Source organism: Cytophagales bacterium (assembly GCA_033344775.1).
Lineage (GTDB): Bacteria > Bacteroidota > Bacteroidia > Cytophagales > Cyclobacteriaceae > JAWPMT01.
Genome location: JAWPMT010000001.1, coordinates 860,753 through 873,166 on the forward strand (window position 1 = coordinate 860,753; position 12,414 = coordinate 873,166).

Below are 12,414 nucleotides of genomic sequence, written 5' to 3' on the forward strand. Positions count from 1 at the left end.
TGTGAGTCTAAATCAGAAAAAGCTAACCTCACTTCAATTAGCACCAGCAACGTGGTGGAAACTGGCCATTAACAAGGGGTATCCTATGGTGACCTGGTCCCTTCCGCAACACAAAAAGTCCTTCTTACTGATTGATACCAGACCTGACCTTGAACCAAAGGAACGTGAACTGGAAGAAATGAAACCCGGATTTCTGATCAACCGGTTTTTATCTTCCCATCCTTGTAAATCGATCCTACTCAAAGCCGATATTCTGATCATCAGTGAGGAACAGGAACATCGCACTGAAATTGACCCGGTATTATCAGGGACCCATTTGGATGGGTTTCTGAATGAAGTCCAGGAAAAACCTGCGCAGATCAAGTCAAATACTACCGATTACAATCAGGAAATTTCTTACCCGGATCTTGTCCAAACGGCAGTTGATGAGATTGCGCAGGGACATGCCCAAAAAATCGTACTGGCAAGGTATGAAGATCATTCAGTGGCTCCGGATCTGGATTGTTTTCAGAAGTTTGAGGAATTGAATCAGCGGTATCCCAACGCCATGACCTATGCTTGCTATATCCCCAATGAAGGGGTTTGGCTGGGTGCTACCCCAGAAGAACTGATTGAATTAGAAGGCAATAAATATTTCAAAACGGTCGCATTGGCCGGCACACAGGCATTACCAGAAGCGGCAAAACTCAGCGACCTTACCTGGACCCAAAAAGAAATTGAAGAGCAGGCGTTGGTCAGTCGCTATATTATCGATTGTTTCAAAAAGATCCGTCTGCGGGAATTCGATGAATATGGCCCTAAAACGGTGAAAGCAGGTCAGTTGGCTCATCTCAAAACACAATTCACAGTGGACATGGAGGCAACGCACTCTCCTCGCCTGGGTACCACCATGCTTGACCTGTTGCAACCTACCTCCGCCGTATGCGGGATGCCTCTGGGCAAATCGCTGGAATTTATTCGTGAAAACGAGGGCTTTGATCGTGCCTTCTATTCTGGTTTCCTTGGGCCCGTCAATATCAGAAACACCACCAACTTGTTTGTCAACCTCCGATGCGCTCGTATCAAAGACCATGTGGCCCGATTCTATGCAGGTGCAGGCATCACTGAAGATTCTGATCCCGAGAAAGAGCACATCGAAACGGATCTGAAACTAAAAACGATGAAACGAGTGATTCTTCATTGATGATGCATCAAACTGTTTTCGATACTTCCGAAATATTTCGACTCCTGGGAGTGGAACAAGTGATCATCTGTCCCGGATCACGAAATGCGCCTTTGACTATTTCATTTGTTCAAAACCTGGGGATCAAAAAAGTCAGCGTGGTGGATGAACGGTCGGCGGGTTTCATTGCCATTGGGATAGCCCAAGCAACGGGTAAGCCAGTAGTGGTTTGCTGCACATCAGGATCGGCAGTCCTCAATTTTGCCCCGGCATGTGCTGAGGCCTTCTATCAGGAAGTTCCGGTGATCTTTCTGTCCGCTGATCGACCGCCCGAGTGGATCGACCAGGGGGATGGACAAACCATTCGTCAATCGAACGTACTGTCTCCCCATGTGAAAGCAAACTATGATTTGCCCGTAGACCTGAGCCACACTGATGCACAATGGGAATACCAACGAAAGCTCAACGACGCGGTGAATACCGCCAATTCAGGCGTAAAAGGTCCTGTTCATGTGAACATTCCCTTTCGGGAACCTTTCTACCCCAAGGACCTGGATCAATATCAATTTTCTGAAAAATTACCGGTAAGGACGGTCCTTGAAGGTACCGCTACTCCTTTAGATAGTCAGGAGAGATCGGAAGTATTTCGAGATTGGATGCAGTACTCCAAGCGGCTGTTTGTACTAGGGCAGGATGAATATGACGAAAAGTTTTTATATGCTTTAAATAAGATCAGCCTGTCACATCACATCCCCATTGTAGCGGATGTGATCAGTAATGCAAATAACTTGAAAGGAATCATTACCAAACAAGACTTGTTCCTCGCCGATCCAGCAGTTGCCGAATCCTTAAAACCGGACCTGGTCATTACGTTTGGAAAAACGCTCATTTCCAAGAACCTAAAAATAGCTTTACGAAAGGACCTGGATCACTGGACCATAGGCTCACATCGTCCTCTGGATACTTTTCGAAACTTACGCAAAGTCATTTCTTGGAACCCAGTTGCCTTTCTTGAGCTCGTGGAAACCACAGGTCCACAGCCAGCGGAATATCAGGTGCTTTGGCAATCCGTTGAAAAAGCTACTGATCTGCATCTTCAAGGTGCTGTCAACGCTCAATCTTTCAGTGAGTTTTGGGTATTTAAGGAATTGATGGCAAAGATCCCGGCACGTAGCCATGTACATTTGAGCAACAGCATGGCGGTGCGATATGCCAACTTCTTAGCACCAAAGCAAAAGCACATCACCTTTCATTGCAATCGTGGCACCAGTGGTATTGATGGGCCGGTTTCAACCGCAGTTGGTTTTGCTTCAACTTCTGATCAGATGAATATTCTTATCACTGGCGATCTGAGTGCCCTCTATGATCGAAATGCCTTTCTAAATGACCTGTCCCCAAACTTGAAGATCATCGTCTCCAACAATTGCGGGGGTGGCATTTTTGATTTGATTCCAGGCCCGAAAGTATTAGCAGCGCAAGACCGTAAGCAATACTTTGAAACCAGACATGATCTTTCGTTTGCCAGATTCGCGGATGAAATCCAATTTGACTATTTCCTGATCAATGACAAGATCGGATTACAATCACAACTGGAAAGTTTCTTGAAATCTAAAAAAAATGGGTTGATGGAGATTCAGACTAAGGCTGAGATCAATGGGGAAGTCTACCGAAAAGTGAAAGGCTATTTAAAAGAAAAGTCCCCTTTCGGGGACTCTTAACAACCTTTACCAGAAAACACTACTCTATCGTTGGTTATTCTGTGTGTGATATCAAACGTAGAAGAAATAATTTGGATTATCTCTTTCGCACTTTTTTTCTTAAATTTTGCTGTCAGCTGACAATTCATCAATTCTTGGTTCTGGAATTCCACTTCCATTCCATAAACTTCTTTCAATAATTTGGCCACTTCAGACAAATTATCTTGTTTGAACGAAATCACGCCGGTACTCCAGGCGAGGTAGTTGTCATCTCCGATCCTTTGCTTCGTGATAGACTCCTCGGAATTTTTCACAATTCCCATCTCCCCTTTAACTAGCAATACCTCTTCCGAGTTTCCTGTAAATATTTCAGGGTTGTGTGAAACAGCCACTCTTCCACTCTCTACCATTACCTCTGTGCCCAGATCAGCATCTGTATCAATAGAAAAAGAAGTACCCAATACCTGGATCATGGCGTCGTTCGCATAGATCACAAAAGGTCGATCGGTATCACGTAACACGTCGAAGTATGCTTTTCCAGAAACCCTCACGACGCGCTGTGTGTTACTCATTTCCACTACTTCGTAAGTAGTTCCCTCGTACAATGACAAGATTGATCCATCGTCCAAAAGAACTGCCGCAGCCATGGGAGGCGTATCGAATGGAATCGTTGTGGGTCTGCTATTCATTACAAACCATCCCGCTACTCCGGCAACCACCAACAAAGCGATCACTGCAGCTACTCTGAACCAATTGCTATTTGATTTTTCTTCTGAAATTTTCTGATCAAAATCTATTGTTTTGGCATGATCATTGAGGATAGAATCCAAAACACCTGCGGGTGCTTCATAGGAAGTGGCAGCATGCCAGGCTGATTTAGCCTCAAAGAAAAAACGAGCATTATCGGCGTTATCAGCACGCCATTGCCTCACTTTTTCAGCTTCTTGTTCAGAAACTTCACCGGAAAAATACTTTCCTAATAGTTCTTCCATTCTCCTTTACAAACAAATTCACATCGGTAACAACTCTTCTTCAAAAAAACCCTATCCAATTTTTTATAAATTATCCGTTTTCGGATCATATTCAATTGGCAGTATGTCGGCGAACCTTTCCCAAGACCAATAACCTATTGTTGTTACCCCCAAAGGCTGCTTGATATGTCCGTTCGCATCGATATTCACATAAGATTCTTTTAATTTCACTAAAGATCTTTGAATATCGGGTTTTCGGGTCAAAAATAAAATATTATCTGTACTCAATAGCACTTTTTCCTCCAACTCCTTGGCCATTTGGAAGAGATACTGGTCACTTTCCTTCTCTTTGAGGTACTCAATGTAGAGGTAATTAGGAAATTCCAGTTGCCATTCCACAGGAGATCTCCGTTGCAAAACCTCTTCTATTTTCACTTTTTCGGTTTGCGCATCTGACAACCCTATGACATTTTCTGATTTGAATACCCTGAACCCTTGTCGGTGCAGATTCCCATGCACCATCGACTTCAGGAAATGCCGAAGCGAACCCCGATAACTGCTTTTGCGATTTCTTCTCCAAAGCTTACGCTGCTTTTGATTTGTAACGGGTAATTGTTCAAATCTCACCTTACCATAATAGACCAAACGCTGCTCGAAGTTCTCAAAGTATTCCAACTCATAGATGATCATGTACCCCAGGGCTTCATTTCTGATTCTCAATGGGCCCGTGGCTTCCGCATAGAGTACGTCACCGCCATCCACTGTGTAGAATTGTAATACTTCGGGATTTAGAATGGAACAACGACGGGCATTGAATGATTCACCAAAAAACTCTCTCTTAAAGACGGCATAAGTCTTTTCCCAGTCCTCAGGTGTGACCAGTCTGCTGGAGGAAACTTCAATCTCTGAAAGTTCATTGGTCTTGAACTTCATGTTACCATTGACCACAATGGAGCCTGTTCCCCCCACATTCACTTCAAATATGGATTTCTCATAGCTCACATGTGAAAAAACAAGTTCGTAGGTACCAAATGGCACATTCTCAAATTTGTAAAATCCATTGGCGTTGGTAACGGCTCCAATTGAGGTGCCATTCAGAAAGACATTGACTCCAGGGACTGCTTCTCCTGTATCTGACTCCCTTGCCAGCCCCGAGATGACAAAGCCCGTAGGTCCTGTGGGGAGTTTTACTTTATCAGGAGGAATACGCTTTAAGATAATTTGATCGCCCTGAAATTGATAAGCAATCTCTGTACCTATCAGCAGGCGGTCCAGAAATTTGGATAGTCGTTCGTTTGTTGCTTCACATGAAAACAAACTTCCAGCAGGAATCAAACTTGAATTATAGGCGAAATAGTAACTGGTCTTGACACTTATACTGTCCAGGATAACCTCCAGCGGCTGATCTACCACTTTGAGCGTGATCGTGCGGTTGGATTGTTGACCATACAGCACCGTACAACAGCACAGCAGCACAACGACGCACAGGTTCCTCATTCACGATCAAGTTTGTAATCCTTGAATTTTTCCCTGAGCACACGCAGGGCTTTGCCCATTTGAACTTCCACGGTTTTCACGGATATATCCAGATGTTCAGCGATCTCCTGGTATTTTAAGCCTTCATATCTGCTCAATTTGAAGATCTCACTACAACGTGGGGGCAAATTATTTACCTCATCGAGGATTCTTTCCTGAATGTCATCGGCATTCTTATGGAAGTATTTATCCTCCGCAGACTCTTCCATGTAATGCACCACATATTGACGATAAGCATCTTTGACTTTCTCATGCTTGAGATGATTCAAACAGGTATTGTGAACGGACCGATACAAATAACTTTTGATGGAAGAATCCAGGGCTAGTTGTTCGCATTTTTCCCAAAACTTCACAAAGACTTCCTGAACGATCTCTTCGGCATTTTCGCGCATGTCCATGAACCGCATGGCATAGGAGACCATGATGCCATAGTATTCATTGAAGACAAGTTCGAAAGCACGCTTATCTTTGTTTCTGAGTCGTTCGACTATTATCGCTTCTGTTTCCGCCAAAATTTATGGTACAATGATTATCACCATTCAGGGCCAGCAACTGACATCCGATCAAATAGGTAATGGAAGGTTCGAAAAAAAAGAATTTTCGCAAGATTCACAACACCTGTTAGACTTCATTCAGTCTTGGACAAAAGGAAAAAGAGTTTTCACCTTTGAAACTTCTGGCTCCACAAGCAAACCTAAGAAAATCCAACTTACAAAGGAAATCCTAGTATATAGCGCCAAGGAGACATTGAAATATTTAAATTTTGATGATCGGCAATCCAATGCGTTCCTCTTACCTATTTCGCCGAAATTTATTGGTGGTATGATGGTGGCAGTCAGGGCGTTGGTGAGTAATTCCGACTTGACTGTGATAGATCCTCAACTGACCGCCTGGCCCGAAGGATCGTACTTTACCGGTTCTTTTGTGCCTTTACAAATTCAAAAAATTTTACAATCTGAAAACCGGATACTGGAATCCATTGACAACATACTTATTGGAGGTGCCGCTTTAGATCCCGCATTGGAAGAAAGACTACTAGCTGTCGGAACCCGATTTTATCACACCTATGGCATGACAGAAACAGCTTCTCACGTAGCGCTCAGGCGGCTTGGCGAAAGTGCTTTCCGAGCCATTGGCGACGCACAATTTGAGCTGAATAACGAGCAACAGCTCACCATATCAGGTACGGTTACCGGGAAGGCACCTCTTACCACCAATGACCTGGTTGAAATTCAGGACAAACAAACCTTCATTTGGAAAGGTCGTGGAGATTTTGTGATCAATTCCGGCGGATTTAAAATTCAACCGGAACGAGTTGAAGCTATACTGTCAGAACAATTGGATGTGCCCTTTGTGATTTCTTCCATTCCAGATGCTAAATTTGGCCACAAAGTGGTGTTGATTGTCGAAGGCCATGAACAACCCCTTCATTTTGATGAGCTACATTCGTATGAAAAACCCAAAGCCCTGTTTTTTGGACATCAGATTGCCCGAACAGCCTCCGGCAAACTGGACCGCAATCAAACCAGAGCAAATCTTTTGAAGCAAATCAATGCGTGATCTCAACATATCCTTTCTAACCCAACAAGTACCCCCTCCTTTCGCTCACGGATACACCATACACATCTACCAAAAGGGCAAGGCCTGGGAAGTCCGGTTCCAACTGGAGTACGTTCAACGAGAATCGCTATCTGAAGAAGAAATCCTGGAAGAAGGATTCACCGGTGAAGATGATTTTGAGTGGTCAGGAATACTGCCTGAAGTTTGGGTTCAAGTGCTGGACCGGTTGCTAAAAGCCACTGAATTTAAAGCCGCACAACCTGAAGAAGCATTGAATCACCTGTTTCTGGAATATACCAACAATGGAAAGTCAGGTTTTCCGACCAATTTTTCAGATTGGGAATACATGCTTGAAGAGTTGATACAGGCCATATATGAACTGGCCAAAAGAGAGCATCCTTTCTTTTTAAAGTTAATCAATACCAAACAAGGAATCGACCTACAACTACATGCCAAGTTTGCCACCCGAAGTTTTGTCCTAAAAGGAAATAAGCGTCCTTTTCCCTGGGAACAATTAAAAGCAGTGCTGGGACAAATAGAAAACCTGGACATCAATGAAGTACCGAAAGCTAAAGCCGGTAAGAAAGGCTATTGGCTCACTTTTGATAACGAGCAGTTCTTCGAAATTCGATCGGAAGCCGGGGCACAGGAGTTTGTGGAAATGTTGAGGGGCTAAGGCTGTTTCCAACTTTGTAGCTGTCAATCACCAATCTTCTACTGCGCTGATCCATACCTGAGCACAGGTGCAAGAGCGTTTTGCTAACTTACAGAAGCCCCAAACATACGTGCAAAAGCCTTTTGCAGACCTGCAGAATGCCCAAACACGGATGAAACAGCGTTCTGCATGTCTACAGAACCGTGAAATATTCGCGCTCACTTCTGTCATGCTAGGAAAGGGTGTGAAAAACAATCAATGAGTATAAAAAATCCCTGTTAGGGGCTTAGAGCCCTAACAGGGATGAATATCGCATTTCGATAAATAAAGTTGTCAGGTTGAGCCTGATGTATTCTAATCTCTTTGTTTAGATCTAATCAAGACAATTCCGGCATCTACTAATCACGTAAAAGAGATTCCGGTATTTTTTGACCTCATCTATAAAACTTAAGATCAAAAAAACCGGAATGACGTGATTTTATTATGACAACTTCAACGGCATATCCGTCAGGCGCTGGCCGGTAATTCGATATACCGCATTCGCAATTGCTGCTCCAATTGGACCTAGAGGCGGCTCTCCAACGGCACCAGGCTTGCCTGTTCCGTTGATGATCTCCACATCGATTTCCTTCGGCGTATCACGCATCAAAGCCATACGATACGGACCATAGATCACCGGACGAAGTTCACTTCGCTCTACCTGCATCTGCTCAAACATCGATGCACTGATTCCCATATTGATGGAACCTTCGCATTGTGCTTTCACCTGGTCAGGGTTTACTGCGAATCCTGGATCCATGACGCAAGTCACTTTCTCCACTTTGATCCGTTTTCCTTCAACAGACACCTCGGCTACCTGCGCACAAGGTGTACCGGCATCCGTAGAAGCCGCAAAACCCATTGCCCGATTCCCAGAAGCTTTATCCTGGTAACCGGATTTTTCAGCAGCGACCTGGATCACTTTCTTCAATCGACGGCCTCTTTCATCATCACCGATATGTGCCAGGCGGAAATCAACTGGATTTTTACCCGCCTGTTGGGCCAGTTGATCCATGAAGCTCTCGATAGCAAACGTATTGGCCAGTAAGCCCAAACTTCTCCACCAGCTCGTCGCAAAAGGCAAGTCCGTATGCCAGGACACGGTCTGTAATCCAGGAATGTTTCGATACTGAATCATGCCCCCTCGAATTGCACCCATATCCGTACCAATGATCGAATTGGCGAACCCTGGCAACAAAGCGGAATTATAGGCCACATCTCCACTCGAAAACTGATGTTCCAATGCTTCTATACTTCCCGAATCATTCAATTTGGCCCGCATGACGTGATGGGTCGGCGGACGGAATGTATCATTCTGAAATTCCTCCTTGCGGTCAAAAAAGCACTTTATGGGCTTTCCTACTGCTTTACTCATGACCGCTGCCTGCACCGCATGTGGCGTATGCAATCGGCGGCCGAATCCTCCTCCAAGGTAAGTAGGAATGACATTTACATTTTCTTCGTCTATGCCCAATCGACTGGCGACCTCCTTACGGGTCATGGCTACCACTTGCGTAGACATTTCGATGGTGGCTTTATCACCTTCTACTGAGGCAACCGCTCCATTCGGCTCAATTTGCGCATGCGCACCAATAGGGCTGGAAAATTCCAACTTCAGGAAGCCATCCGCATTGGTTTCCTCGGCATCATCCAGGGTAGAAGCCGCGCTTCCCTCTTTCTGAATGACCATGGACTCTCCTTTACCCACCTTCGTCATTTCAACGATATCATCGGTTGCCCAGTCCTTCTGTGTCACCCAATCTACTTTGATCTTGCGTTTGGCATTTTCTGCCTGGATCAAGGTTTCTGCTACCACACCCACAAAATCGTCCTCGAGCACCACTTTCACGACACCAGGCATGTTCTCAGCGCCCCCTGTATCAGCCCCGTTGAACTTAGATCCAATCTTTGAAGGCCTTACCACAGCCCCATAAAGCATATCAGGCATGGACGCATCCATTCCAAACATGGGCGTACCGATCACCTTATCTACCAAATCAACCCTCGGTACAGGTTTTCCCACGTATTTGTATTGGCTAACGTCTTTCAAGGGTGGTGTATCAGGCACATCCCATTCGGTCACCCCTGCTACCGTTTCACCGTAGGTCATGGTTTGATCACCTGATGAGAAAACACCGTTTTTGTTGGTCACACCGTGGGTCTCTACGCCCATCTTTTTCGCTGCCTCCGCTCTGAGCATTTCACGTAGCGTTGCCGATAGCTCTCTAATTGGTTGAAAAAGACCTGCAACAGTAGTACTTCCTCCGGTACTCAATCCATCGATATTTCCAGTCTCCGTGGCCGCATGTTCAATCTTGATCATCTCCATGTCCACCTCCAGCTCATCTGCTGCAATCTGAACCAGGCTAGTGAATGACCCTTGCCCCATTTCAACCTTTGGACTGAACAGTTTGATGGTGTTGTCCGCCATGACCTCAAACCACATGGAGGGTGAAGAAACATCTCCCAGGTAAGAAAGCATGTCCGGATCTTCCAACACTTCATACAACCCTCTTCGGATACCATTTCTACCGAGATAAAGCCCTCCCAGGGCCACACCCGTTCCGCCAAGCAATGTCCTGACAATGAATTTCCTTCTTGAAAACTTCTTTTCTCCCATGACTTAGCCGATTAAGGTGTTTGATTTGATCTCTGCCGCTCTTTTGATGGCTTTTCGCATACGATAGTAAGTCCCGCAACGACACACATTGATGATGTGATTATCAATGTCCTCGTCCGTCGGATTCGGTATTTTCTCCAAAAGTGCTGCAGTGGCCATCATGAATCCAGGTTGGCAGTATCCACATTGGGGTACGATTTCCTCGATCCACGCTTGCTGTACCGGATGCAAATTATCCGCATCCCCCAGCCCTTCCACCGTGGTGATCTCTTTGCCTTCGGCATACTTGACCGAATAAGAACACGACCTTACCGCTTCTCCATCCACATGGAGGGTACAGGCACCACAGGCCGCTTTTCCACAGCCAAACTTGGTTCCTTTCATGTCCAACACATCACGAACCACCCACAACAGTGGCGTGTTTCCGTCTACATCTACAGATTGTGATTTGCCATTGAGGCGAAATGATACTTTCATCGTCTTAGTCCTTAGTATTTTCATCTGGAATGATGGCTCCGGCATCAATCCATGTTTTAACAGCTTCTATATATTCTTCCTTACCTACTGGTGGGATTTCACGTGGATTCCCTTCCGAATCCACCCCTGGTTCCCAGGCCCACAAAACCAATTCATGTTCGGTGAGGTGGTGCATGATGTCATCCGCTGACCGGTTACCATTTTTGGATCGGTCCATCATCGAGCGGGCGATCTCATAACGATTGAGTCCTTCCCAGGCCATGCTAGGTGGTGCCAGCGCCCAGTGGGGTGCACCAGGTACACCCGAATACTCATTGTTGGAATCCGCATGACATTGCTGACAATTGGTGGCTGAACCTGTTCCATTGGTACGTGTGATCCCCAAATGATGCGGATGCCGGTCATCTGACTGCTTGGGCACATTGTCTGAAGGGTGGCAATTGACACAACGCTGGTGTTCCAACACATCCATCATTTTATGGAAAGCTTCATCCGCCTCCGGGATTTCCATGGTCATTTCCGGTTCCGCTGGCGTAACTGGTTCCTCCGTGATGTGGATCCCAATGGCCGAGGAAAACAGAACCACCAATCCAAACAGGGTGATCCAAATGGTTTTATGTTTCATAGATTTGATTTGAGAGGTTAGCAAATTCAATTTAATCAATACTTATGGTTGGAAAGTCGCTTGACCCAACTTTTCAGGTGAGGCCTTCACCAGAGAAGGCACCATCCCAAATTCTTTTTTGAATGCTCTACTGAAGTGTCCCAGGTCTTCAAAACCCGTTTGCACATAAATATCACTGGCTTTCTTGCCAGATGACAACAAGTCAAAAGCAAATTGCAATCGCTTTTTCATGAGCCATTTACGTGGTGTTTCCTTAAATATCTTCCGGAACTCTCGATTGAACGAAGACAGACTCCTACCCGACTGACGCGCAAACAACTCCAATGGCATATTGTACATGAAATTGTAATTCATATAGGTAAGGAGATCCGCTGCTTCATAGATCGCATATTCACGAAAAGCCATGGCCGCGTTCTCATCAGAATTCAGAATAGCCACGAGTGCTTTGTAGGTCTGTTCTTCAACTTTTTGTCGGTCAAAATCCTCATCCTGTTCAATGGAAGTAATGACGCCCTCTATAAAAGCATTCAAATCAGGCGTTGCCGGCAAAGACAACCACTCTTGAGTAAAAGGTGGCACTTTTGATGATAATAACAGGTCCTTTACAATCCTTTCCACAAACACATTGGTCAGCATAAAGGTGTATAGGTTCGCTTCCTTCTCAGCAGGCGCAAAGGTTTTGTGCATGGTACCTTCGGAGAACTTACGGAGAATTCCAAATTGTCCGGGCCCAAGGTTATAGTTACCATCTTTTGACTCAACATGCAGCGTTCCGGTCTTCATGTAGACCAGTGCATTTCCCGGTAAATAGAACGGTACTTTTTCGTCAGATGTCGCATGGCATGATGCAGCAATGGTGATCTCACCACACTGCATCAATTTCATCACGTGATCACTCATGCTACGAAAATATGGTACTCCGTCCGCCTTTACTTGTCTGTGCGTGTCAAAAAGAAATTCATTTCAAAATTTGATTACTGCTCTTCGTTACAAATACCTTATAAATTCAGCGTTAGAAGACCAGATTGGCACCCTACCATTTAACTAGCGTTGAAGTTTAACTCGGCATTAA

The 12,414-nt window shown here is 45.2% G+C and carries 11 protein-coding genes; 4 read left to right on the forward strand and 7 right to left on the reverse strand.

The annotated features are described in order from the left end of the window. Nucleotide 1 precedes the first annotated feature (1 nt). Entirely contained in the window at nt 2-1,183 is a 1,182-nt protein-coding gene (locus R8G66_03560) for an isochorismate synthase (GenBank protein MDW3191408.1), read from the forward strand. Continuing rightward, nucleotides 1,183-2,880 (forward strand): 2-succinyl-5-enolpyruvyl-6-hydroxy-3-cyclohexene-1-carboxylic-acid synthase, encoded by a 1,698-nt coding sequence (menD, locus tag R8G66_03565; protein ID MDW3191409.1) that lies wholly within the window; start codon nt 1,183-1,185, stop codon nt 2,878-2,880. The genes R8G66_03560 and menD overlap by 1 nt, the downstream gene beginning before the upstream one ends. On the opposite strand, the gene R8G66_03570 is transcribed toward menD, so the two are convergent. The 3 genes from R8G66_03570 to R8G66_03580 form a co-directional block, all read right to left on the reverse strand. Beyond that, the gene (locus R8G66_03570) at nt 2,877-3,851 is read right to left on the reverse strand and encodes a FecR domain-containing protein (GenBank protein ID MDW3191410.1); all 975 of its coding nucleotides are present in this window, start codon (nt 3,849-3,851) and stop codon (nt 2,877-2,879) included. The genes menD and R8G66_03570 overlap by 4 nt on opposite strands. Before the next feature lie 63 nt (nt 3,852-3,914). Continuing rightward, complete coding sequence (locus R8G66_03575) at nt 3,915-5,327, reverse strand: carboxypeptidase-like regulatory domain-containing protein (protein ID MDW3191411.1); 1,413 nt, start codon at nt 5,325-5,327, stop codon at nt 3,915-3,917. Next, complete coding sequence (locus R8G66_03580) at nt 5,324-5,878, reverse strand: RNA polymerase sigma-70 factor (GenBank protein ID MDW3191412.1); 555 nt, start codon at nt 5,876-5,878, stop codon at nt 5,324-5,326. The genes R8G66_03575 and R8G66_03580 overlap by 4 nt, the downstream gene beginning before the upstream one ends. Before the next feature lie 13 nt (nt 5,879-5,891). Here R8G66_03580 and R8G66_03585 point away from each other — a divergent pair, with 13 nt between their 5' ends. Together R8G66_03585 and R8G66_03590 are read left to right on the forward strand one after the other, a co-directional pair. Continuing rightward, the gene (locus R8G66_03585) at nt 5,892-6,926 is read left to right on the forward strand and encodes an AMP-binding protein (GenBank protein MDW3191413.1); all 1,035 of its coding nucleotides are present in this window, start codon (nt 5,892-5,894) and stop codon (nt 6,924-6,926) included. Further along, nucleotides 6,919-7,602, forward strand: coding sequence for a hypothetical protein (locus tag R8G66_03590; protein ID MDW3191414.1), 684 nt, complete (start codon nt 6,919-6,921; stop codon nt 7,600-7,602). The genes R8G66_03585 and R8G66_03590 overlap by 8 nt, the downstream gene beginning before the upstream one ends. Nucleotides 7,603-8,062: 460 nt before the next feature. Here the strand turns inward: R8G66_03590 and R8G66_03595 are convergent, their stop codons facing one another. From R8G66_03595 to R8G66_03610, 4 genes are read right to left on the reverse strand one after another with little or no spacing between them, the layout of a single operon-like run. Beyond that, a complete protein-coding gene (locus tag R8G66_03595) occupies nt 8,063-10,240 on the reverse strand; it encodes a molybdopterin cofactor-binding domain-containing protein (protein ID MDW3191415.1) in 2,178 nt (725 codons plus the stop codon). A 3-nt stretch (nt 10,241-10,243) separates the two neighbouring features. Further along, nucleotides 10,244-10,717 (reverse strand): (2Fe-2S)-binding protein, encoded by a 474-nt coding sequence (locus tag R8G66_03600; protein MDW3191416.1) that lies wholly within the window; start codon nt 10,715-10,717, stop codon nt 10,244-10,246. Nucleotides 10,718-10,721: 4 nt separating this feature from the next. Further along, complete coding sequence (locus R8G66_03605) at nt 10,722-11,342, reverse strand: hypothetical protein (GenBank protein MDW3191417.1); 621 nt, start codon at nt 11,340-11,342, stop codon at nt 10,722-10,724. A 42-nt stretch (nt 11,343-11,384) separates the two neighbouring features. After that, nucleotides 11,385-12,242, reverse strand: a complete 858-nt coding sequence (locus tag R8G66_03610) for an AraC family transcriptional regulator (protein ID MDW3191418.1) — start codon at nt 12,240-12,242, stop codon at nt 11,385-11,387. Nucleotides 12,243-12,414 lie beyond the last annotated feature (172 nt).

Coding starts and splice junctions, on each gene's coding strand:
- menD (MDW3191409.1), top strand. CDS start 1,183: ATGATGCATCAAACTGTTTTCGATACTTCCGAAATATTTCGACTCCTG.
- R8G66_03570 (MDW3191410.1), bottom strand. CDS start 3,851: ATGGAAGAACTATTAGGAAAGTATTTTTCCGGTGAAGTTTCTGAACAA.
- R8G66_03575 (MDW3191411.1), bottom strand. CDS start 5,327: ATGAGGAACCTGTGCGTCGTTGTGCTGCTGTGCTGTTGTACGGTGCTG.
- R8G66_03585 (MDW3191413.1), top strand. CDS start 5,892: ATGATTATCACCATTCAGGGCCAGCAACTGACATCCGATCAAATAGGT.
- R8G66_03590 (MDW3191414.1), top strand. CDS start 6,919: ATGCGTGATCTCAACATATCCTTTCTAACCCAACAAGTACCCCCTCCT.
- R8G66_03595 (MDW3191415.1), bottom strand. CDS start 10,240: ATGGGAGAAAAGAAGTTTTCAAGAAGGAAATTCATTGTCAGGACATTG.
- R8G66_03600 (MDW3191416.1), bottom strand. CDS start 10,717: ATGAAAGTATCATTTCGCCTCAATGGCAAATCACAATCTGTAGATGTA.
- R8G66_03605 (MDW3191417.1), bottom strand. CDS start 11,342: ATGAAACATAAAACCATTTGGATCACCCTGTTTGGATTGGTGGTTCTG.
- R8G66_03610 (MDW3191418.1), bottom strand. CDS start 12,242: ATGAGTGATCACGTGATGAAATTGATGCAGTGTGGTGAGATCACCATT.